Origin of the sequence: Hominenteromicrobium mulieris (assembly GCF_046197855.1) — a bacterium.
Taxonomy (GTDB): Bacteria; Bacillota; Clostridia; order Oscillospirales; family Acutalibacteraceae; genus Hominenteromicrobium; species Hominenteromicrobium mulieris.
Genome location: NZ_CP173188.1, coordinates 1,080,860 through 1,103,402, shown reverse-complemented (window position 1 = coordinate 1,103,402; position 22,543 = coordinate 1,080,860). Strand labels below are relative to the sequence as shown.

Below are 22,543 nucleotides of genomic sequence, written 5' to 3'. Positions count from 1 at the left end.
TTCTCCCCCTAACCCAATATGGATAATATCTCCTCTTTTTGTGCGTCTAAGTCAAACGGACGAATTTGTTCGCGGAACGAGCGGACATCCTTATGAACACACGGCTGTGCATTTACGATCGCATTTGCCCACGTTCCTCCGTTGTTTTCGATATCAAGAAAAACACAATCATCTGTGAGCTTTACTTCATCCGTGATACGGTCGCTTAAAAATGTTTTTAAGCCTGCAACTTGTGCTTCGATTGCAGAAACAGGCAACCCCTCGAAAAGTGACGGTAATAAAAATGCGTCCATCGCCTGCAAAAGCGACGGTACATCGTCACGAATTCCCAAAAACTGCATATGTTCAAATAGCTGCATTTCTTTTGCCTGTGCTTCCACCGCCAGACGATCAGGCCCATCACCAATCAAAAGCAGCTTGGCATTCGGCAGCTTTTCACGTGTTTTTTGCAGGATTTTTAAAAGGTAAGCGCTATTTTTAGCCGTGACATAATTACCGATATGCCCGAGCACAACGTCTTTCTCCGAAAATCCGAGTACACTGCGCATTTTTGCGCGTACAGCAGAATCAAACGCATAGCGCTCTACTTCGATCGGATTGTATAGAATTTTCACCTTGTTTTGTTCAACCAATTCCGATGGGAACAACCATTTTGCTGCGGCTTTGGAACAGGCGTAATAATCATTGGCGTACTTTGGCAGCTTGTTGCGGCTTCTGCCATTCATGAAAGACTTCAAAAACGCTTTTACTATGCTGCATTCTCTCTGGGACGTGCTGTGACTATGCAAAATCACGCGCGGTACACCGGCATCGTGTGCGGCTTTGGCACCAATACAGTGCATCGGCTCTGAAATATTGAAATATGCTGCATCATAAGATTTTTGAGATAAGATTTTCCGCATCGCTTTATACTGCTTTTGCGGGTGCATCAATCCGGGAATCTCGTGAATTTCTGCTTTAAACGGCGCTAAGCAGGCACGTAAATCTACATTATCCTTTCCTGTGAGAATGTCCGCGTGTATACCTGCATCATAAAAGACACGCAGAACACGCAAAAGATATTTATCAATACCGCTGTTTCTGCCGTCTATCATATATCCGATCAGAACTTCCATACTTTCTCCTAAAAACAAGCAGATTCGGTCAGTGCTGTTGTTTGAGTGTCGAAAAGACCGTGGGAAACGCGCTTTTTACTGCAAAAATACTGCGAGCAATCATCAGGCACAACGGGATATTGCCTGCACAAAGCGCCTTTGCCATGCACTTGAAAAGCGTGCCGCTTGCCTGAACCGCCGACAGCAGTTCTTTGCACAACGGCGTTTTATACTGCTGCTTGAGCCATTCTTTGCGCTGTGCGTGGTTCATGGCAGAGCGTTTATCACAGTTGCGCTGCAAGGCGGAAAACAGGTAGCGCACATAGATATTGGCTAAAATTCTGCGCACCTCTTCTGTGCACATGCCCCAGTTTTTATACTGCTCCAGCACCAAGAAAACCCGCTCCGCGTTGAGTGTGAAGTAATCCGGCAAAAATTTATTCGTCAGGCTGCCGTCTATACGCTTCAAGTAATGATACGGTGTTGTGTTCAACACGTTCATGGAGCACACCGAATCAAAATAAGAAACGTTGAATTTGATGTCCTCAATCAGCGTAATCTTTTCAAATACCACACCGCTTTCACGCAGGGACTGAACACGGTAGACTTTGTTCCACGCATAGCCGTACAGCGTTTTTTCCTCCAAATGAATAACCTCACGGCGCACGTCTTCCGGCGTATACAAATACAGCGTTTTTTCCACTGCGACCGGGAAAGTCTGCTTTAAAACACCTGCGCGGTCATAATACTGCTCTAAAAGTCCGAAAACAACAACGTCTGCCCTGTTTACTTCCAAAGAGGCTTTTACTTGCTCCAGCAGATTCGCATCGATCACGTCGTCGGAATCCATAAAGAACACATACTCTCCTCGCACATGCGGGAAACCGGCGTTGCGTGCGTTGCTGAGGCCGCCGTTTTCGGGCAGATGCAGTACGGTCATACGCTCGTCTTTTTTGACCCACGCATCGCAAATTTTCGGAGAATCATCCGGCGAACAGTCATCAACCAAAATGACTTCAAAATCTTCAAAAGTCTGTGCAGCCACACTTTGTAGCGTTTGTTCCAAATAATCCGCAACGCCGTATACGGGCATCACGATGCTGAAAAACGGAGTTGTCTTATCCATTTACAGCCTCCGTTATCTACCGGCCTTCAGCTTAGCAAAAAGCTCTGTATTACCGGACTTTACCTTGGAAATAATGCGACCTTCAAGATACGTCAGCCCAGTGCTGTGCATTTTAAGCGGCACAAGCATGAGCTTCATATAGGCTGAGCGCGCTTTGGTGAGCTTTACAGACTGCATAGCTGTCGGGGTAGAAATCATTTCACGAATTTTCGCTTTTTTCTCTTTTGTGGTGAGCGTACAGTTGCGGTTTGTTACATTTTCGATACAGCCGATAAGGCGCTCGGAATAACGGCGTGCGAGGAATTCTTCTGTTTCCGGCGTATGAATATTCCAGTGCTTATAAAGGTCAATCATCCAGCCGTGTTCTTCCTCGCGCTTATCGTACATATCGCTTCTGTAACGCGCAGTCTCACTTTCCTGACGCTTGCGGATAAAGTGATAATACTTGCCGGAAAGCACCGTAACGCGCTCCACATCGCGGATAACGCTTAAAATAAACGGGAAATCATCCCAGAAGGTCTGCGGAAAATAAATACCGTTGCCCTTTACATACTCTGTCAAAAAGAGCTTATTCCACGGAGAATACAACAAATTCAGATCAAACAGGTGATGGGCGTCCTCACGGAACGCCTGTTGTGTGGGATACACACAATCCTTATACGCCTGCTCCTGCACAAATTTTTCCGAATCCGTGTAATACGTATCAATATAAAAGCCCGTTACAACAAACTGGGAACTGTTCTTCTCTGCTGCCGTCACCATATCTTCCAGCATGGTCGACTCCGCCCAATCATCGGAATCCATAAAATACAAATACTTTCCGGTAGCTTGATCGATTGCGACATTTCTTGCGCTTGGCGCACCGCCGTTTTCCTTGTGAATGACTTTGATGCGTGGATCTTTTGCTGCATATTCGTCACAAATCTCACCGCTGCGATCCTTTGTACCGTCATCTACACAGAAAAACTCCCAGTTTTTATAAGTCTGTTTTTGTATGCTCTCTATTGCTTTGCCAACGTAAGCTTCTACACCATACACAGGCATGATCACGCTGACTTTTACATTTTCCATCATAATGTCTTACTCCGCAAATTCTTTTTCCACAGCCGAAAGCGCTGCCTCAATAACCTTATCCATATCATAATATTTATACTCTGCCAATCTGCCGCCGAAGATCACGTTCGGTTCGGCATCGGCCAGTGCCTTATACTGTTGATAAAGCGCGCTGTTTTTTTCGTTATTGACAGGGTAATATGCTTCCATCCCCTGCTGCCAAACCGCAGGATATTCGCGCGTGATGACCGTTTTTTCCTGCTGACCGAACGCAAAATGCTTGTGCTCGATGATGCGCGTATACGGCGTTTCACGGTCCGTATAGTTGACGACCGCAACGCCCTGATAATTCGGTGTATCCAAAACTTCGGTCTCAAAGCGCAGGCTTCTGTACTCAAGCTCACCGCATTTATAATCAAAATAAGAATCAATCGTACCTGTATAAACGACTTTTTCCGCAAGCGCATCATACGCTGCACGATTCGCAAGATAATCCACATCAGTGCGCACTTCAATGCCATCGAGCAGCTTATCAATAATCTCATTATAGCCGTTTACTGGGATGCCCTGATACGGATCGTTAAAATAGTTATTGTCATACGTATAGCGCACAGGGAGACGCTTGATGATGAATGCCGGCAGCTCCGTGCAAGGTCTGCCCCATTGCTTTTCCGTATAGCCCTTGATGAGCTTAGCGTAAATATCCGTGCCGACAAGGCGAATCGCCTGCTCTTCGAGGTTTTTGGGTTCGCCTGTTACGACGCCGCGCTGTGCTTCAATCTTTTCACGTGCTTCGTCCGGTGTTACAACACCCCAAAGCTTCGAGAACGTATTCATATTGAACGGCATGTTGTAGATTTCGCCTTTATAATTTGCGATTGGTGAATTCGTGAAACGATTAAACTCTGCTAAATCATTTACATATTTCCATACGCGGCGATTTGCCGTATGAAAAATGTGTGCACCGTAACGATGTACGGTGACTCCTTCGATCTCTTCGCAATAAATATTGCCGCCAACGTGATCGCGGCGCTCCAGCACAAGGCATTTTTTGCCGCGCAGTGTAGCTTCGTGTGCAAATACGGAACCGAAAAGGCCGCTGCCTACAATGAGATAATCATACTTTTTACGCATACTAATTCTCCTTCCAATTATTAAATCAAGAATTTATTCTTCAATTTCATTTATACTCTTGGTTTTCTCCGTCATCTGAGCAGACTTCTCTTCTGTGAAGCCTTCTGTAGATTCCGGCACGAACATGATCTTGATTGTCAGCAGAATCAGCTTTAAATCAAGCAAAATTGACTGTTTTTCAATATACTGAAGGTCGAGCCGCAGTTTATCGTAGGGGCTCGTGTTGTATTTGCCGTAAATTTGGGCATAGCCGGTCAGGCCGCCTTTGACGCGCAGGCGGTAGGAAAACTCGGGGATTTCTTTTGTGTATTCTTCCACGTGTTCGATGCGCTCCGGGCGTGGGCCGACGATGGACATATCACCTTTTAAGACGTTAATAATTTGCGGGAATTCATCGATGCGCAGTTTACGGATGACGCGACCGACACGTGTGATGCGGGGATCGCCGGAGCGACACGGAATGGATTTGCCGCCTTTTTCCGCATCTACGATCATACTACGGAACTTGAGAATTTCAAAAACCTCGCCGTTTTTGGTGCAGCGCTTTTGCTTATAGAACACAGGGCCGCGATCCTCGAGCTTGATGGCCAAGGCTGTAAGAAGAAGCAGCGGGGAAAGCAGAATAAGTGCCGTAAGGGAAAGCAGAATATCGACCACGCGCTTGACAAGGTTGTACCAGAAACGCTCGCTTCGGTACTCATATTTCATCATGGGCGTATCGATCAGATGACGCGCTCCGAAGCCTTCCATGGTGATCTCACTGAGCTGCGGCGTGATATAGAGGCTTTTGCGGCTCTGCATGCAGTACCAGATCACCTCTGAACGCTTTTTAGAGGAAACCTCATAGAAAATGACAGCTTGATAGGGAGCGACTTCTTTTTTCCAGTCGCCCTTCAGAATATCCGCAGAAACGACCTTTTCGATGGTGAAAATATGACCAATCTTATCAAATTTTTGTAGAAACTCATTCACATTATCCGCGCCGGAGATGACGAGGGTCTTTTCCGGCTTGCCGAACGCGATGGTAAAACGCTTGCCGACAAGAGCCCAGCACGCTGCCGCCAAAAGCTGGCAAAGCACCGTGAGAATGCCGGGAATTAAGTTTACATAATTATGGCGAATCATGCAGAATTCGCCATAGAGCAGCAAATCTGCCATGCCAAAGGACAGAAACTGCGAAAAAATAGTTTCTGCTATGGAATAATCTGTAATTTTAAACGCACGGAAAAGATTGCCGAGTGCTACGTATACGATGGCATAGAGAATCAATGTGACCGCATATCCGATGCTATCTGCTCTACGGAAAAGTCTTGGGCCGTAATATTGGAACAAAACCATGGCAAAAAAGCCGAATTGCAATGCAAAAATGGAGAACTTCATGATCATAGAAAGCGCAAACTTTCTGTTATTCATTTATATTCACGCACCTTATATTCTTAATAAATATTGTTACACATTTTTAATGATACCATTCGACACGCTTATTGTCAATTCGTTTTTTAAATCCTGTGCAACGCACTAATTACCCCCATAATCTCTTCTTTTTTTCGTAATTGTTACTAATAATCCTACAATAAAATTAATATGCTTAGAACAGATCCATCATGGAGCACTTTTTGGGGTAGAAGACGTTGGGAACGGTGGGAGCTTGGCGGAGGAGGCGGACGTCAGGCATCCAGGGGATATCGGCGGCGGCGCGGGCGCCGGTGATGAGGGCAGAAAAGGCGCGGATGTTGAGGATGAGGTCCGGTACGGCATCGGTTTTTTCAACTTTATTTTGCTCGCCGGGGGCAAAGTGCAGGCGCCATGTGCCGTTATTTTCCGTGATGATATCGTCTTCGATACTGAGGGTGATCTCCCCTGTGCCGCGGCAAGCACAGTTTTCTAAAACACGCTCGACGTTGACAACGCGCAGCATGCCGTTTGGGAACACGGAGCAGAACGTGCGCGTGTTTTCGCCGATGAGCTGCTCTAAGTGCATATCGGACGGGACGGTAAAGCGAAGCTTCTCGTAATCCGACGAGAAAGCGGATTTTGCGAAGAACAGCAAGCCGTTGAACGCTTCTGCATCGCACGCGAGGAAACCGCCGGGGCTTTGGAACGTGTGGGTGCAGTCAAGATATGTGACGCCGCCTTCTTCGATTTTATGGGTAATCATCAGGCCGCGCGGCTGATTTTCGTTATTGTACCAGACGAATACGTAGCGCTTATCGTTCCAGAGGTTCGCTTTTTCGAGACCTTTATCATACGTTTCGCGGACGGCGGAGAGGTTGTGGTCTGCATAGAACGTGTTATAGACGGTAAGAAGCGGGGTAAAATCGCCGCCGGGGAAGATCTGCTCGACGTGCCCGCCGACATCCTGCGGCTTCATCGCTGTGAACGGCACCGACCAGCGGTATTCCGGCGCACCGGCTTCAAAGCCGAACTTGCGGTAATACTGCATGCTGAACGGATACAAAAAAGCGAACGTGAAATCGTTTGCGTACATGTCTTTGAGAGAGGCCGTCACGCAAGCGCGGATAACGCCGCCGCGGCGGTACTGCGGCAATGTAGAAACACCGCCTACACCGCCGAGCTTATACGTGCCGCCGTCGAAGCGGCAGAGGTACTCGCGGCTGTTCACGACGCCGCAGATGGTCTCATCGTCGTCTAAAAAGGTGCAGAAGCATCGGTTGCGGGCATCTTCCCTCTTTTCTTCTTCGGTGCGCTCACGGGCAGCACTTTCTTTGGCTTTTTCGAGGTCGTAATCTCCCTCAAAGGCGACAGCCATGGTGAGATTTGATTTCCAGTTTTCTTCCGGGCGCAGTAATCTTGTTTTCATACAACTTTCCTCCGTTTTGCAAAAAACCGGCAAGTGAAAAGGAACTTGCCGGCTTTTGCCTTTATATTGTGATATATATTAAATATATTATAGTATACGGGCTTATTCCGAAAGAGCATGGATGATTTCATCCATGTGCATACCGCGGGAACCTTTGCACAGCACGGCATCACCGGGATGCAGACGGTCTTTCAGATACGCGATGGCTTCCGCATTCGAGGCGAACCACGCGCTGTTCTCACGATTTTTAAAGCCCTCGACGATGTGCTTTGCGAGCGGGCCGACGCCGATAAGGACATCGGTGCCGTTTTCCGCCGCAAACGCGCCGGTTTCATAGTGGCCGCGCTCTGCGTAATCGCCGAGCTCCAGCATATCGGCAAGTACGGCGTACTTTTTGCCGGTCGCTTTCAGACCGCCGAGAATTTTCAAAGCGGCACGCATGGAATCGGGGCTGGCGTTATAGGTATCGTCGATCAGCGTGATGCCGTGCGCTTCTTTAATCTGCTGGCGCATGGCGGGCGGTGCATAGGTGCGGATGGCCGCGACGGCTTTTTCCTCCGGAACGCCGACTTCCACAGCGACCGCGACGGCGGCAAGGGCGTTGCGCACGTTGTGCTCGCCGGCAGCGGGGACGTACATTTCTACGCGTTTACCGTCGTGCACACAGATAAACTTTGTGCCCTCCGTATCGGCCTCAAGCTCTACGGCGCGCCAGTCGCAGTTTTCACCGAGACCGAAGCGCACGATCTGCTTTTCCGGGGTGCTTTTTAATGTGGAAAGCAGGTCGTCATCGCCGTTTACGAATACCTTGCTGCCGTTTGGCAGGTAATCCGTGATGCCGAACTTCTCTTTCATGATGTTCTCGCGTGTTTTCATGAACTCGATATGCGACACGCCGATGTTCGTCATGACGGCGATGTTCGGCTTTGCGACTTTTGCGATGCGCGCCATCTCACCGGGCATGCTGACGCCCATTTCGACAATGGCGGCTTCGTCCTCCGGCGTGATGCGCAGAACGGTCATGGGCAGGCCGATCTGGCTGTTCGCGTTGCCGGCGGTTTTCATCGTTTTGAGGCCGGCGGAAACAGCTAAAGCGACCAATTCCTTTGTGGTGGTCTTACCTACGCTGCCCGTGATACCGATAACCGGGATATTGAAGCGCTCGCGATAGCGTTCCGCGACCTTTTGCAGTGCTGCGCGGGTATTTTCAACGTAGACAACATCGCCTGCGGGGGCATCGAGCGGCTCTTCGGAAAAAGTCGCTGACGCGCCAGATGCGAAGACCTGCGGGATAAAGCGGTGTGCATCGGTGTTTTCGCCGCGGATGGGCACAAACATTTTGCCGGGCGTCGTCTCGCGGCTGTCGGTATAAAACGACGTGACGGTATTTTCGCCGCTGCCGACGAGCCTGCCGCCGCACATTTCGGCGATCTCAGATACCTTTAAATTCATAAATGCAGTAGTTTCCTTTCATTTAGCGCACCGAAGCGAGGGAGCCCATCGGATCCCACGGCTGGAGCGTAATCGGCTCTTGCTCAAGCGCTTTGCGCTGTTCTTCTGTGAGGTACTTTTTATCGACGACGACCTGATACATATACTCGTCGAACCAAGCGTCGCTCATGATGTAGTAGCCGTCTACACCGGCATCCTTGCCCCAGCTGTTTTCGACTCTCCAGCGGTTCGGCTTACCGTTATCGTCGAGGTTGACGCCCTGGAAAACCATGGCGTGCGTCATGAGGCTCTGGCCATAATCGAGGCGCTGAGCTTTATCCATGGTGAACTCGGTGTTGAAGAGCGTTTCGAGGTCGAGAGCGTTCAGATCCATAACGCCGCCGTCACGAACGCTGCGCTTGCCGACATCGCAGCCGAACCAAACCGGCAAGCCGTCCTTCATCTGGGCGATGGCTGCCGCTTTCAGGTCTTCAATGGGCAGGTTGAGGTACTTGACGGGTCGGCCCTCTGCGACGTTACCGAGGAACGCGACAGTGTAGGTCTTGCCGTAGGGCTTATCGGACGTCGGCGCATTGATGAGGCTGATGTACCGGGAAAGATCCATGTCGACGTACTTTTTGAAGAACGACTGCGGAGTGATGCCGAGGTCGCGCACGAAGCCGTTCGGGGTCTTGACCTCGAAATCGAACTTCACAGGCGGCTTGCCGAGGCTGATGCACAGCATGTTATAGATGGTCTGCATCATGTCGTCCTTCTTTGCACGGAGCTCCTCCATGGAAGCGCCGTTCTGATACGCGGTGCGCAGCGTGCAGGCAAACTCACGCAGCTTTTCGGTGAGGTAGCCGGTGATCTCACGCGTGGAGGAGGATGCGGCGGTTTCCGGCATGACTTCCTTCGGCACGACGCCGTACTTCTCTACGAGGTTTGCGAACATATCCCACTGACCGCCGTCGCCGAGCGGACCGGAAAGCAAATATGTAACAAGGCGGCCTGCGGTGGGCTCGTTGAGCGTCTCTAAGATACTCTCGAGGAAATAGTTGCTCTTTTCAAGCTTATCGAAGAACAGCGCGTAGTTCTGGGAGAGCTCAAACGTTTTGACGCCGAGCTTTTTGATGATGCGGAAGCGCATGGTGTTGAGCGCCGCGAACATCCAGCAGCGGCCGCTCTGCTTCTGATTCGTGATGTCGCCCTGCTCCAAAGAAATGTTGAACGTATGGCGCATTTCGCGGGCGTTCTCAAAGCGCATGGCGGCATTGTTGACGCCATTCTTCGTGGCAGCATCCATGGCGATACGGTTCGCGCGGTCGCTGTCGAACGCGGTCTCATAAGAAGCGAGCTGTTCCAGTGTGATTTCCTTATTCATTTCTGCACAAGTCCTTTCCCGAAAGTAATTTATGAGCTTTGTTTCATGGAATCAAGGATTTCCCGAATGACGACACGCTCGTCAAACGGGTATTTCTTACCCTCGATCTCCTGATAATCTTCGTGACCCTTGCCTGCGAGAACAATAATGTCGCCGGGTTGTGCGTTTTCAATGCACCAGCGAATGGCTTCGCGGCGGTCGGGAATTTCAATGTATTTGCCGTCGGTCTTTGCAAGGCCGACCTTGATGTCCGCTAAAATATCGAGCACATTTTCGTAACGGGAGTTATCTGCCGTGATGACGGAGAGATCGGCTAAATTGCCGCTGACCTCGCCCATCTCGAAACGGCGCACCTTGGGGCGATTGCCGCCTGCGCCGAACATGCAGATGAGGCGCTTCGGGTTATAGGCGCGCAGCGTTGTCAAAATGCTCTGCATGCTGACGGCGTTGTGCGCATAATCGATGAGCAGGGTGAAATCGCCGGGCATCGGCACAGGCTCCACGCGGCCCTTGACCTTGACGGTTTTAAGCCCGTGCTGCATGGCAGTGACGGGGATATTCAAAACGCTGCACGCCGTGATGGCGCACAGGGCGTTATAGACGTTGAACTTGCCGGGGATGGCGACATCCGCGGTAAAATTCAGCTTGCCTGTGACGGAGAAGCGCACGCCGAGGAACCCCGGTGTGGTAACGAGTTCTTCCCCATGCGCAACAAGATCGGCCGATTTATCGTAGCCGTAGGTAACAATATTGCACGTATGATTTTTGATGATGCCGGTATAATTCGGGTCATCGATATTGATGATGCCGGTGCGGCACATGCGGAACAGCATGCTTTTGCACGCCATGTACTCTGCCATATCTTTATGCTCTGCGCCGCCGATGTGATCCTCGGAGAAATTCGTGAAGAGGCCGAGCTCAAACGTGAAGCCTGCAACGCGGTGATCCTTGAGGCCGATGGACGAGACCTCCATAACGCAGTATTCGCAGCCGGCGTCGACCATTTGGCGCATGAACTTCTGCACCTCGTAGTTTTCGGGTGTGGTGTTATCGGTTTGAACGAGGGTATCGCCGTACAGTACGCCGATAGTGCCGATGACGCCGGTTTTATGGCCTGCGGCCTCCAGAATGGAGCGCATCATGAACGCGGTGGTCGTTTTGCCCTTGGTGCCCGTGATGCCGATGACGTGCATCTGCTCTGCGGGGTGGCCGAAGAACTCGGCGCTCAAACATGCGAGGGCAAGGCGGGTGTTATCCGTTAAAATGACCGGCACGGGCGCTTCCACGGGCTCCTCTGCGATGATGACGGCGGCACCTTTTTCCGCTGCCATTTTCGCGTACTTATGGCCATCTGCATTCGCACCGCGCAGGCAAACAAACGCGCAGCCCGGCACAGCCTTACGGGAATCGTACACAAGGTCGGTGATGTCGACGTCCGGCACCTGCTCCGCGCGATACTTGATGGCGGTTAAAAGTTGTTTCAGTTTCATTTTTATCCCATCCTTTTTCGTGAATTCGGATGATGTATACCGACATGGTATACTATGTGCTTATTATAGTCCGTCTGCGTGGTTCTGTCAAAGAAAAAAGAGAGCTGCGCGTAAAAATGTGCAGCTCTCTCATTTAATTTTCGGTATTTGCGGGTGCGTCGTTCAAAAGACGCTCGTACAGCTTGACGCTGTCATTGCGGTAATCGATCTTTTCCTGCTTTTTGAACGCGGCGCCGTCTTCTGTACGGACGGCGACCTTGAGCTCACCGAGGACGGAAAGCACGCTTTCTTTCGTTGCGCCCTCCTCGTTATAGTGGTTGAGCTCTAAGTTGTTCAGCGCCGGAATGTCCTTCCAGAGGTAATAGTCGTTATCGGTGCCGTCTACGGGGCCGAAAAAGCCTTCTAAATCGTCCTGATCGAGGTATTTATAGCTTGCGTCGTCGTAAGCGAAAATCATGCTGTCACCGGCGGAGGCATCGGTCGCGAACTTGACGAACGAGGCCTGCAGCTCTGATGTTTCAAACTCCGAGGTGCCGCTTGTATTAAAGCGGCAGAAATTCATGGCGACGTATGTTTTGCCGTCACCGTTGCGGTCGTCTGCATATTTCTCGAAAAGCTCCTGAATATCGGTTTGCAGGTCGCTCGGCACGGTATACTGCGTCATGACGGTGATGGTATAATCGGGTTCCGTTTTGGATGTGACCGAATATATGAAATAGCCGACGACGGCTATGGCGAGCGCGACGAGCAGGACGTGCACCTTGTGATAATCCCACCAGTTTTTGCGTTTATCCGCCGCGGTCTGCGGCTTGATTTCGTTTTTATGAATGGTGTCTTCCGTATCGTCCAGCAGATACCGCTCTCGTGCCATGTGATTTCCTCATCTCTTCTTTAGTATTCTTTGGCTGTGTGGTTTTTGAAAAGGCGGCTTTGTGCCGCCTTTCAGGGAACCCATGCAACTGGGTTCCCTACGGCTCAACAGTCCACCGGACTGTTGAGCCTACCTTCCTGGTTTTTGGGGAGGCAAAAAGGTTTCGTCGTTTGCGAACGACGACCAAAGGCGCTGCCTTTGGAATCCGCCGCCTTTGAAAAAGGCGGGCGAAACTTTATCCGTTTGCTTTACGTTAGCTTTATGTTAATTTTACGCCGTTATTCTTTCTAAAAAGCCAATTTGCTGTGAACAAATTGTAAAATGCAAAAGCACTGCCCGCAAACACAGGCAGTGCTTTTATTGTAACACAGATTAAATTTGTGTCAAGCTTTATCGAACTCAGTCTACGACCTCGTAGCCCTTATCTTCGATGGCTTTCTTGAGCTCGGCATCGGAAATTTCAGCATTGAGCTGAATGACCGCCGTGCCCTTTTCGTGGCTGACTTCTGCAGATGTGACCTGCGGGAATGCCTCCAGACACTTTTTAACAGTGGCTTCGCAATGCGGGCACATCATGCCGTTAATCTTAATTGTTTTTTCCATGGTTTTTGTCTCCTTTACTTCGATGGTTTTCGTTTCGGCGGGTTTTGCCGATTTTATTTTTTTATCGTGCTTCGTGCTGCGGATGTTCAATAAATTCAGACGAAGCGCGTTTGTGACGACACAAAAGCTTGAAAGGCTCATGGCTGCCGCGCCGAACATGGGGTTCAGCTGCCAGCCGAGCAGGTTAATGAACACGCCTGCCGCGAGCGGGATGCCGATGATGTTATAAATGAACGCCCAGAACAGGTTTTCGTGGATATTGCGCAGTGTGGCGCGGCTTAAACGGATGCCCGCAGGAACATCGGACAGGCGGCTCTTCATGAGCACGACATCTGCGGCGTCGATGGCGATATCCGTACCGGCGCCGATGGCGACACCGATGTCGGCTCTGGTAAGCGCGGGCGCATCGTTGATGCCGTCGCCGACCATCATGACTTCCCCCTGCTCTCTGAGCTTGCGGATGACGTTTTCCTTGCCGTCCGGCAGGACGCCTGCGATGACTTCATTAACGCCTGCCTGTCGGCCGATGGCCTCTGCGGTGCGGGCGTTATCACCGGTGAGCATGACGACGTGAATGCCCATGTTCTGCAATTCGCGGATGGCCTGCGGGCTGTCTTCCTTGATGACATCCGCTACGGCGATAACGCCGATAAGCTTACCGCCCCTGCTGAAATACAGCGGGGTTTTGCCGGACTGCGCGAGGGCTTCGGCCTTTTCTTTAAAATCTGCGGGGACATCTGCCTGCGTGGAGATGAACTTCAGGTTGCCGCCTGCGAGAACTTCGCCGTTCAGGGCAGCGGTGAGGCCATTGCCGGGCTTTGCCATGAAGTCTGTGACTTCTTTTGCCTGCACGCCGATCTCCTCAGCGCGCGCCATGATGGCTTTGGCGAGCGGGTGCTCGCTCTTTTTTTCGAGCGCACTTGCGGCTTCGAGAAGGTTTTTTTCGGTGATGCCCGGGGCGGGTAAAATATCCGTGACGCGGGGCTCGCCGCTTGTGATGGTGCCGGTTTTATCGAGCGCGACGATCTGCACCTTGCCGGTTTTTTCGAGTGAAACGGCGGTTTTGAACAGGATGCCGTTTTTCGCGCCCATGCCGCTGCCGACCATGATGGCGACCGGCGTTGCGAGGCCAAGTGCGCACGGGCAGCTGATGACGAGCACGGAGATGCCGCGCGCGAGCGCGTAGCCGAACGTCTGCCCAACGAGCATCCAGACGATGAACGTAACAACGGCGATGCAAATGACGGTCGGGACGAACACGCCGGAAACCTTATCGGCGATCTTCGCAATCGGCGCTTTCGTGGCGGCGGCATCGCTGACCATGCGGATAATCTGGGAAAGCGTGGTATCTTCGCCGACGCGCGTCGCTTCGCAGCGCAGGAAGCCGGACTGGTTCACGGTCGCGGCGGAAACAGCATCGCCCACGGCCTTATCGACCGGAATGCTCTCGCCGGTGAGGGCGGATTCATTGACGGCGCTGGCGCCTTCCAAGACGATGCCGTCTACGGGGATATTCTCACCGGGGCGCACGGCAAACACATCGCCGCGGCGAACCTCGGAAACGGGCACGGTGACCTCTTGACCGTCCCGCACGAGCACGGCGGTTTTCGGCGCGAGGTTCATGAGACCCTTTAAGGCATCGGTCGTGCGGCCTTTGGAGCGCGCTTCCAGCATTTTACCGACCGTGATGAGCGTTAAGATCATGGCGGCAGACTCGAAGTAGAACTCGTGCATGTAGCCCATGACGGCGGTCATATCGCCGCGCATCTGGGCATCTGTCATGGCGAACAGCGCGTAGGTGCTGTACAGGAACGACGCGCCCGAGCCGAGCGCCACAAGGGTATCCATATTCGGTGCGCGGTGGATGAGCCCTTTAAAGCCGCTGATGAAGAACTTCTGGTTGATGACCATGATGATGACGGTGAGGAGCAACTGGATGAGGCCCATCGCGACGTGGTTGTCTTTGAGAAAATTCGGCAGCGGCCAGCCCCACATCATATGCCCCATGGAGATGTACATGAGCACAGCCAAAAAGCCGACGGACGCAATGAGGCGCTTTTTGAGCTTTGGAGTTTCGCGGTCTTTCAAGGCATCTTCTGCAGCAGCGTTGGGGCTTGTGCTATTCTGTGCCGCGCCTTTTTTGGACGCGCCGTAGCCGGCATCTTCCACGGCCTTGATAATACTTTCCGGCGAAGCCGTGCCCTCAATGCCCATGGAGTTCGTGAGCAGGCTGACCGAGCAGGACGTAACGCCCGGCACCTTGCTGACCGCTTTTTCCACACGGGTGCTGCACGCCGCGCAGCTCATACCCGTGACGTTATACTGTTCCATTTTCTTCCCTTCCTTTCATAAAAATGCGCCGAAAATTATCGCATCAGCTTTTGCAGCGTAGCGACAAGCTCATCGATGACTTCATCGTTTCCTGCGCGGATGTCGTCCGCAACACAAGTCTTGATGTGGTTTGCGAGCAGCTCTTTCGTAAATGCGTTGAGCGCCGCGTTGGCTGCCGCGACCTGCACGAGGATGTCCGGGCAGTAGGCGCTTTTCTCCACCATGCCGCGAATGCCGCGGATCTGCCCTTCGATGCGGTTTAATCTGTGGATGAGTTTTTTGTACTCCTCATCGGAGCGGTGCTTTGTTTTATGACAGCCGCAGCACTTCTCTTCGGTTTTTTCTTCGGTGCAGTCTGTGCACGCTTCCGTATCGGTTGCATTGCTTTTGCAGCAAGCGTACAGCTCTTTTTCTTCTGTATGTTCCAACGGAATTCTCCTTTCCGATTTCGCTTTATATACCCTCTTGGGGTATCTTGATTATATACCCATATAGGGTATATTGTCAACTCTGATTTTAGCTTTTTTTCAAAAATATTCTGCCCGGATTTTTGACCTGCATCTAAAGTAAAAAGCACTGCTTGGCTTTTGGCTCAAAACGGTGCTTTGGGTGTTAATCTTAGCTTGACTTACGCTTCGTATTCCATTTTCTCCGGCGTCCAGTCCTTGAGGACCTCGAGCATATCGACGGCAGTCTCTTTGGCGCCCTTGAGGTCGTGCTCTTTGTAGTTGCCGCACTCTTCGCGGCGGCTGCCGGGGATCTCGCCCTCAAAATCGCGGATGAACGCGAAGGATTCCTGCACGAGATGCAGGGCATCCAGGCGGCTCACGTTGTCGCGCAGAAGGAAATAGAAGCCCGTGCGGCAGCCCATGGGGCCGACGTAGATGACGGAATCGGACAACGCGGAGTTGCGCGCATACGTGGCGAAAAGATGCTCGAACGTGTGGAGCGCGCCGTTTGAGAGGTAATCTCCGGCGTTCGGCACCTTCATGCGCAGGTCGTAGGTTACAATGTCGCCGTCGATGCGGGAAACGTACATGCCTTTTTTGAGCTTATCATGATTGACGGAAAAGCTGGCGATTTTTTTCATACTCTATCATCACTCTCTTTATAAATTCACGGATTTCTTAGAGTATACCACGCTTTTCTTTGAATTTCAATTCCGTCTTATTTTTCGACGGTGACGGTTTTCGGCTCGTAGCCGGCACGCCAGACGGTCTGTTTCAAAACGACTTCTTCGACGGGCTTCTTTGTGTAGATGCGCACGAATTTGCCGGCAAGGTCGACCTTTGCCATGCAGTCCGGCTGCTCGTTGAACGCGTTTTCAATGCGCATGGCGCAGTTTTTGCAGTGCATGCCCTCGATGTCCATGCGGTAAACGTGGTCATAGTCGTTCACACTTGTATCCTGCGGCTTGACGTGCTTCACTTCATCGCCGCCACCGCCGCAGCAGCCGTTCTTCAATTTTTTGCGATAGCTGATGGCCGCAAAAATACAAATAGCCGCAATCACCACACAGATGATGATCGTAGCAGGACTGATGTCCGCGCCGGTCGCATTCAAAATATACGTACGCATTTAAACCGCTTCCTTTTGTGAAAATAATTCTTGTGAGAGAAGACTCTCATATACCCTTTAGGGGTATCTTGATTATATACCTCGACAATATAAAATGTCAAGAGAAAAAGTTAGCGATTTCTAACTTATTTTGAATTCCTGCGTTGCTGCGCGTGTGGAAAAATAAAAAATGCCGCCCGGCACTGTTCTAAACACAGCAGTCGAGCGGCGTTTTCGGTTTTTTTTTACGGTTTCGCGTTCCAGAGGGTAACTTTCCCTGTTTCGCGGGTCTTGTTCATATCGATGATGCGCTGGTTCGACGAGCCGCGAAAGCGCAGGGAAATGTCTTTGAGTTCATCGACGAATGCGCCGTCGACGAGCACGTCGAGCAGGGACAGGAATTCGTCCGTGACCTCGCAGCGGTTGCGGCCACCGTCTTTCAGCATATCGGTCTCCAAGGTGGAACCGGAATAGCACCAGATGTCCTTTTCGGGGTATAGCTTGCGAACGCGGTGCAGAAACGGCACCAAAGCGCGTTGATTCTGCGGCTCCATGGGCTCGCCGCCGAGCAAAGTTAAACCGTTGATGAAACCGGGTGCAAGGGCTGCGAGCACCTCGTCTTCCGTTTCTTTTGTAAACGGCTTGCCGTAGTTGAAATCCCACGTTTCGGCGTTGAAGCAGTTTTTGCAGTGGCGCGTGCAGCCGGAGACGAACAGCGTGACGCGCACGCCGATGCCGTTTGCGATGTCGGTTTTTTTGATCTCACCGTAATTCATGATGGTTTCCTCTATTCATGAAATACCGCACAAAGCGCCTGCCCTGTGCGGTACTGTTTATTCTTGATTTTGACTTAATTACAAGTGCAGCACGCGCTCTTTGATTTCGGCGGTACGGCCCTGGTTCCAGAACTGGGTGCCGATGTAACCGCAGGTGCGACGGGCGACGTTCATGGTATCCTGGTCGCGGTTGCCGCAGTTCGGGCACTCCCAGACGAGCTTGCCGTCATCCTCGACGATCTGAATCTCACCGTCGTAGCCGCACTTCTGGCAATAATCGCTCTTGGTGTTAAGCTCGGCGTACATGATGTTATCGTAGATATAGCGGATGATCTGCAGGACGGCTTCGAGGTTATTCTGCATGTTCGGGACCTCGACGTAGCTGATCGCACCGCCGGTGGAAAGCGCCTGGAACTGCGACTCGAAGCGGAGCTTTTCAAACGCGTCAATATGCTCGGTAACGTGGACGTGGTAGCTGTTTGTGATATACGGCTTATCCGTGACGCCCGGGATGATGCCGAAGCGGCGCTGGAGGCACTTTGCGAACTTGTACGTAGTGCTCTCGAGCGGCGTGCCGTACAGACCGAAGCCGATGGTGGTCTCTGCTTTCCATTTTTCGCACGCAGCGTTCATGTACTTCATGACAGCGAGCGCAAACGGCGTTGCGCTGGGGTCCGTGTGGGACTTGCCCGTCATGTAGCGCACGCACTCGCACAGACCGGCATAGCCGAGCGAAATGGTGGAATAGCCGCCGTAGAGAAGCGCATCGATGGGCTCGCCTTTTTTGAGGCGGGAGATTGCGCCGTACTGCCAAAGGATTGGCGCGGCGTCGGACAATGTGCCCTTCAAGCGGTTGTGGCGGCACATGAGTGCGCGGTAGCACAGGTCGAGGCGCTCATCGAAGACCTTCCAGAATTTTTCCATATCGCCGCCGGAGCTGAGCGCGACATCGACAAGATTCAGTGTGACGACGCCCTGATTAAAGCGGCCATAGAACTTATAGTTGCCGTTTTCATCCTTCCACGGGCTTAACGCGCTGCGGCAACCCATGACCGGGAAGCAGTTGCCTTCTTTGAGCTCTTTCATCTTCTTTTCGGAGATGTAGTCCGGCACCATGCGCTTTGCGGTGCACTTTGCGGCAAGCTCGGTGAGGTAATAGTATTCGCTGCCGGGGGTAATGTTATCCTCCTGCAAAACATAAATGAGCTTCGGGAATGCCGGGGTAACCCACACGCCCTTTTCGTTTTTGACGCCCTCATAGCGCTGGAGCAGCACTTCCTCGATAATCATGGCGAGGTCGCGCTTTTCGCGCTCGTTTTTCGCCTCGTTCAGATACATAAACACGGTGATGAACGGCGCCTGACCGTTCGTCGTCATCAAAGTCACGACCTGATACTGGATGGTCTGCACGCCGCGCTTGATCTCCTCACGCAGACGGCGCTCCACCATTTTGGAGATTTGGGCCTCATCCGGGGAAACGCCAAGCTCGCCGATCTCGACTTCGACCTCACGGCGGATTTTCTCGCGGGAGATCTGCACGAACGGCGCGAGGTGCGCGAGGCTGATGCTCTGGCCGCCGTACTGGTTACTTGCAACCTGCGCGACGATTTGCGTGGCGATGTTGCAGGCGGTGGAGAAGCTGTGCGGCTTTTCAATGAGCGTGCCGGTGATGACCGTGCCGTTTTGCAGCATGTCTTCGAGGTTTACGAGGTCGCAGTTGTGCATGTGCTGCGCGAAATAGTCCATATCATGGAAATGGATGATGCCCTGCTCATGTGCTTCGACGATTTCGCGCGGAAGCAAAATGCGGCGCGCGATGTCTTTGGAGACCTCGCCGGCCATGTAATCGCGCTGGACGCTGTTTACGGTTGGATTTTTATTCGCGTTTTCCTGCTTGACTTCCTCGTTGTTGCACTCGATAAGGCTGAGAATCTGGTTATCGGTGGTATTGGCGCGGCGCGCAAGCGAACGCGTATAGCGGTAACAGATATACTCCTTAGCGACGTCGAACGCACCCTGCCCCATGATCTGCTTTTCTACGAGGTCCTGTACTTCTTCCACGGACGCTGCACGCCCCATGGCGACGCACGCTCCTTCGACATTTGCAGCAATTGTGCGAATTTGTTCGTTTGTAAGTCTCTGACGCTCGTCGATCTCTTTATTTGCCTTGGAGACAGCGACGATAATCTTAGTGATATCGAACGCTGCTTCCGAGCCGTTTCTCTTAATGATCTTCATGTTCCTTACCGCTCCTTCATACCGCCCGCGGGAGCTGCATGTTTCCAGCCCCTTTGGTTTTCATAATCAGTTTCCATAATTTTCTTTATATTGAATATTTATGCGTAACCACAAGATATTGTGTTCGTTTTTGCGGTTCCTGCCGCAAGCACCCTACCAGTATACACCTAAGTTGGCATCTTGTCGAGTAGTAAATGCGCTTTATTTTAAATTTCTTTTTGTACCCTTTTACCCATTGTGCAATAAAGCGTGAAAGGACACTGCAGAGCGGCGCGGCAAAGCGCGGGTTTGGATGTAAAAAAGGGCGGTCATTGACCGCCCTTGCAGGAACCCATGCAGCTGGGTTCCCTACGTTTTGAATGTCCCCCGGACATTCAAATCAACCTTCCTAATTTTATGTAGGCAAAGAGATTTCGCTTTCTGATAAAAGCAACTTAGGGCGCTGTCCTAAGTACCCGCAGTCTTTTGAAAAAGGCTGGCGAAAACTTTTGACCACCGTTACGGGAAGCTTCTTTTCTTACTCTTCCTCTGCTTTTTCCGGCAGAAGATCTGTCATGCTTTTGAGGCTGATGCCGAGTGTGGACATATTGTGCAGGAGTGCGGAGGTAGTCGGCTGGATGATTCCGCCTACGCCGAGCAGGATAAGCATGAGGTTGAAGCCGACGATGAAACGGTAGTTGCGGTGGATGCGCGCCATGAGCGCAGTGCTGAGCTGACGCAGGGTGACGAGCTCATAGAGATCGCCTGCCGCAACGGTGATGTCCGCGATCTCTCTGGCAATGGCGGCGCCGGTATTGATGGCAACGCCGACGCTTGCTTCGGACAGCGCCGGAGAATCGTTCACGCCGTCGCCGACCATGATGACGGTGCGACCCGCTTCCTTTTCACGGCGGATGAAGTTCGCTTTATCCTCCGGCAGTACTTCGGCGTAGAACTCGTCCACGCCGACCTCTGCTGCAACGGCTTCGGCGGTCTTGTGGTTATCGCCGGTCATCATGACAACCTTCTTGATACCGCAAGCGTGCAGAGCGCAGATGGCGTCCTTTGCTTCCTTACGCAGCGGGTCGGAGATACAGATGACGGCTGCGAGCACACCGGAAATGCACAGATAAAGGTGCGAATACTCGGCCGGAAGTGCGTTGAACTTCGCTTCTTCGCCCTCCGGGATTACGCAGCCCTCGTCTTCAAAAACGAAGTGCGCGCTGCCGATGATGACCTTTTTGCCCTCCACAGTGCTGGAAATGCCGTGCGCGACGACGTATTCCACGCGAGAATGGTACTCTTCGTGGGAGAGGCCGCGGTCCTTGGCTTCGGCCACGACAGCGTTTGCCATGGAGTGCGGGTAATGCTCCTCAAGGCAGGCGGCAAGGCGCAGCATTTCGCTTTCCTCACGGTCGCCGAATGTTTCGATCATGGCGACACGCGGTGTTGCGTACGTCAGCGTGCCGGTTTTATCGAACACAATGGTATCGGCGTTTGCAACGGCCTCCATGAAGCGGCCGCCCTTGACGGAAATATGGTGTGCGCTGCTCTCGCGCATCGCAGACAGCACCGCGATCGGCATGGAGAGCTTTAACGCGCAGGAGAAATCGACCATCAGCACGGCGAGCATCTTTGTGACGTTGCGCGTGAGCAGATAGGTCAGCACCGTGCCGCCAAGCGTGTACGGCACAAGCTTATCGGCAAGGCGGGAAGCCTTGTCTTCTGCGGTGGATTTCAATTTTTCGGACTCTTCGATCATGCGGACGATACGGTCATAACGACCGCCGCCCATGGCTTTTTCGACGCAGATGACGCACTCGCCCTCTTCGGCGACGGTGCCGGCATACACGTAGCTGCCGACGGACTTCTGCACCGGCAGAGATTCGCCGGTCATAGAGGCTTGATTGACCAAGGCTTCACCCTCAACGACCTTACCGTCGAGCGGAATCATATTGCCCGTGCGCACAACGATGCGGTCGCCCGCCTGAATGTCGCCGATTGGCATGAGCACCTCGGTGCCGTTCGTCTTGAGCCAGACCTTATCGACATTGAGGGACATGGCGCCCGCGAGATCGGCAACAGACTTTTTGTGCGTCCACTCCTCGAGAATCTCGCCGAGGCGCAGCATGAACATAACGGAGCCTGCTGTATCGAAATCGCCGCGCACAAGAGAAACAGTGACAGCCGTGGCGTCAAGCACAGCAACAGAGAGATGACCGTGCAGCAGCGCCTTAACGCCCTCTTTGATGTACTTTGCGGAGCGGATGATGGCAAGCATCATGCGAATGGGCGCCGGGAAGAACATTTTGGCCATGGCGCGGCGCAGCACCGTGAAGACGAGCTTGTCTTCAAACTCGCGGTTCAATGCGCGGGCGGTGTGATCCGGCACAAGCTCCATGCTTTCGGCTTTTGCGAACGAGAATGTCGCGAGCGCACGAATAAGGGATGTGCGGTCATTTTGATAGACGATGACGGCGTCCTGTGTGCGGTCGTAGACCTTAACTTCCTTTACGCCGTCCACGGCGCGCAGGTAATACTCTAAAACGTCGGCTTCTTTCAGCGTCATGCGGCCGCAGACGAGATGTACACGCATGTGCCCGCGCGCTTCATGCAGAATTTTACACTTCATAACTTTATCCTTCTATGCAACAA

The 22,543-nt window shown here is 52.2% G+C and carries 17 protein-coding genes; all 17 read right to left on the bottom strand.

Translation table 11 applies throughout. The annotated features are described in order from the left end of the window. Nucleotides 1-8: 8 nt before the first annotated feature. The 17 genes from ACI0CA_RS05245 to ACI0CA_RS05165 all read right to left on the bottom strand — a co-directional run bounded on the left by ACI0CA_RS05245 (nt 9) and on the right by ACI0CA_RS05165 (nt 22,520). Complete coding sequence (locus ACI0CA_RS05245) at nt 9-1,115, bottom strand: glycosyltransferase (RefSeq protein ID WP_343285090.1); 1,107 nt, start codon at nt 1,113-1,115, stop codon at nt 9-11. 28 nt (nt 1,116-1,143) lie between these two features. Beyond that, nucleotides 1,144-2,220, bottom strand: a complete 1,077-nt coding sequence (locus ACI0CA_RS05240) for a glycosyltransferase family 2 protein (RefSeq protein ID WP_308449694.1) — start codon at nt 2,218-2,220, stop codon at nt 1,144-1,146. 12 nt (nt 2,221-2,232) lie between these two features. Next, on the bottom strand, nt 2,233-3,294 hold the full coding sequence (locus ACI0CA_RS05235; RefSeq protein ID WP_308449693.1) for a glycosyltransferase family 2 protein: 1,062 nt from the start codon (nt 3,292-3,294) through the stop codon (nt 2,233-2,235). Between the two features lie 6 nt (nt 3,295-3,300). Beyond that, on the bottom strand, nt 3,301-4,407 hold the full coding sequence (gene glf / locus ACI0CA_RS05230; protein ID WP_308449692.1) for a UDP-galactopyranose mutase: 1,107 nt from the start codon (nt 4,405-4,407) through the stop codon (nt 3,301-3,303). Nucleotides 4,408-4,440: 33 nt separating this feature from the next. Then, nucleotides 4,441-5,820: an exopolysaccharide biosynthesis polyprenyl glycosylphosphotransferase gene (locus ACI0CA_RS05225; protein WP_308449691.1), complete on the bottom strand. Its 1,380-nt coding sequence runs from the start codon at nt 5,818-5,820 to the stop codon at nt 4,441-4,443. Between the two features lie 175 nt (nt 5,821-5,995). After that, nucleotides 5,996-7,228, bottom strand: a complete 1,233-nt coding sequence (gene eis, locus ACI0CA_RS05220) for a GNAT family N-acetyltransferase (RefSeq protein WP_308449690.1) — start codon at nt 7,226-7,228, stop codon at nt 5,996-5,998. Between the two features lie 102 nt (nt 7,229-7,330). Beyond that, a complete protein-coding gene (gene murF / locus ACI0CA_RS05215; RefSeq protein ID WP_308449689.1) occupies nt 7,331-8,680 on the bottom strand; it encodes a UDP-N-acetylmuramoyl-tripeptide--D-alanyl-D-alanine ligase in 1,350 nt (449 codons plus the stop codon). Nucleotides 8,681-8,702: 22 nt separating this feature from the next. Then, nucleotides 8,703-10,043 (bottom strand): aminopeptidase C, encoded by a 1,341-nt coding sequence (locus tag ACI0CA_RS05210; RefSeq protein ID WP_395507411.1) that lies wholly within the window; start codon nt 10,041-10,043, stop codon nt 8,703-8,705. A 29-nt stretch (nt 10,044-10,072) separates the two neighbouring features. Next, nucleotides 10,073-11,533 carry a UDP-N-acetylmuramoyl-L-alanyl-D-glutamate--2,6-diaminopimelate ligase gene (locus ACI0CA_RS05205; RefSeq protein ID WP_308449687.1) on the bottom strand — a complete coding sequence of 487 codons (1,461 nt, stop codon included), beginning with the start codon at nt 11,531-11,533 and terminating at the stop codon, nt 10,073-10,075. Nucleotides 11,534-11,666: 133 nt separating this feature from the next. Continuing rightward, nucleotides 11,667-12,404 carry a hypothetical protein gene (locus ACI0CA_RS05200; RefSeq protein WP_308449686.1) on the bottom strand — a complete coding sequence of 246 codons (738 nt, stop codon included), beginning with the start codon at nt 12,402-12,404 and terminating at the stop codon, nt 11,667-11,669. 399 nt (nt 12,405-12,803) lie between these two features. Then, nucleotides 12,804-15,338, bottom strand: coding sequence for a heavy metal translocating P-type ATPase (locus tag ACI0CA_RS05195; RefSeq protein WP_446806490.1), 2,535 nt, complete (start codon nt 15,336-15,338; stop codon nt 12,804-12,806). A 35-nt stretch (nt 15,339-15,373) separates the two neighbouring features. After that, nucleotides 15,374-15,766 (bottom strand): metal-sensing transcriptional repressor, encoded by a 393-nt coding sequence (locus ACI0CA_RS05190; protein WP_418525999.1) that lies wholly within the window; start codon nt 15,764-15,766, stop codon nt 15,374-15,376. 200 nt (nt 15,767-15,966) lie between these two features. Beyond that, nucleotides 15,967-16,428, bottom strand: coding sequence for an S-ribosylhomocysteine lyase (locus ACI0CA_RS05185; RefSeq protein WP_446806491.1), 462 nt, complete (start codon nt 16,426-16,428; stop codon nt 15,967-15,969). Between the two features lie 77 nt (nt 16,429-16,505). Beyond that, complete coding sequence (locus tag ACI0CA_RS05180; protein ID WP_419016192.1) at nt 16,506-16,916, bottom strand: cation transporter; 411 nt, start codon at nt 16,914-16,916, stop codon at nt 16,506-16,508. Nucleotides 16,917-17,140: 224 nt separating this feature from the next. Further along, complete coding sequence (nrdG, locus tag ACI0CA_RS05175; protein ID WP_395506525.1) at nt 17,141-17,671, bottom strand: anaerobic ribonucleoside-triphosphate reductase activating protein; 531 nt, start codon at nt 17,669-17,671, stop codon at nt 17,141-17,143. A 78-nt stretch (nt 17,672-17,749) separates the two neighbouring features. Continuing rightward, a complete protein-coding gene (nrdD, locus tag ACI0CA_RS05170; protein ID WP_417424974.1) occupies nt 17,750-19,909 on the bottom strand; it encodes an anaerobic ribonucleoside-triphosphate reductase in 2,160 nt (719 codons plus the stop codon). A gap of 517 nt (nt 19,910-20,426) precedes the next feature. Next, nucleotides 20,427-22,520, bottom strand: coding sequence for a heavy metal translocating P-type ATPase (locus tag ACI0CA_RS05165; RefSeq protein WP_446806492.1), 2,094 nt, complete (start codon nt 22,518-22,520; stop codon nt 20,427-20,429). Nucleotides 22,521-22,543 lie beyond the last annotated feature (23 nt).

What these genes read in the sequence shown, in the direction of transcription:
- ACI0CA_RS05245 (WP_343285090.1), bottom strand. Translation starts at nt 1,115, where the DNA reads ATGGAAGTTCTGATCGGATATATGATAGACGGCAGAAACAGCGGTATT.
- ACI0CA_RS05240 (WP_308449694.1), bottom strand. Translation starts at nt 2,220, where the DNA reads ATGGATAAGACAACTCCGTTTTTCAGCATCGTGATGCCCGTATACGGC.
- ACI0CA_RS05235 (WP_308449693.1), bottom strand. Translation starts at nt 3,294, where the DNA reads ATGATGGAAAATGTAAAAGTCAGCGTGATCATGCCTGTGTATGGTGTA.
- glf (WP_308449692.1), bottom strand. Translation starts at nt 4,407, where the DNA reads ATGCGTAAAAAGTATGATTATCTCATTGTAGGCAGCGGCCTTTTCGGT.
- ACI0CA_RS05225 (WP_308449691.1), bottom strand. Translation starts at nt 5,820, where the DNA reads ATGAATAACAGAAAGTTTGCGCTTTCTATGATCATGAAGTTCTCCATT.
- eis (WP_308449690.1), bottom strand. Translation starts at nt 7,228, where the DNA reads ATGAAAACAAGATTACTGCGCCCGGAAGAAAACTGGAAATCAAATCTC.
- murF (WP_308449689.1), bottom strand. Translation starts at nt 8,680, where the DNA reads ATGAATTTAAAGGTATCTGAGATCGCCGAAATGTGCGGCGGCAGGCTC.
- ACI0CA_RS05210 (WP_395507411.1), bottom strand. Translation starts at nt 10,043, where the DNA reads ATGAATAAGGAAATCACACTGGAACAGCTCGCTTCTTATGAGACCGCG.
- ACI0CA_RS05205 (WP_308449687.1), bottom strand. Translation starts at nt 11,533, where the DNA reads ATGAAACTGAAACAACTTTTAACCGCCATCAAGTATCGCGCGGAGCAG.
- ACI0CA_RS05200 (WP_308449686.1), bottom strand. Translation starts at nt 12,404, where the DNA reads ATGGCACGAGAGCGGTATCTGCTGGACGATACGGAAGACACCATTCAT.
- ACI0CA_RS05195 (WP_446806490.1), bottom strand. Translation starts at nt 15,338, where the DNA reads ATGGAACAGTATAACGTCACGGGTATGAGCTGCGCGGCGTGCAGCACC.
- ACI0CA_RS05185 (WP_446806491.1), bottom strand. Translation starts at nt 16,428, where the DNA reads ATGAAAAAAATCGCCAGCTTTTCCGTCAATCATGATAAGCTCAAAAAA.
- ACI0CA_RS05180 (WP_419016192.1), bottom strand. Translation starts at nt 16,916, where the DNA reads ATGCGTACGTATATTTTGAATGCGACCGGCGCGGACATCAGTCCTGCT.
- nrdG (WP_395506525.1), bottom strand. Translation starts at nt 17,671, where the DNA reads ATGAATTACGGTGAGATCAAAAAAACCGACATCGCAAACGGCATCGGC.
- nrdD (WP_417424974.1), bottom strand. Translation starts at nt 19,909, where the DNA reads ATGAAGATCATTAAGAGAAACGGCTCGGAAGCAGCGTTCGATATCACT.
- ACI0CA_RS05165 (WP_446806492.1), bottom strand. Translation starts at nt 22,520, where the DNA reads ATGAAGTGTAAAATTCTGCATGAAGCGCGCGGGCACATGCGTGTACAT.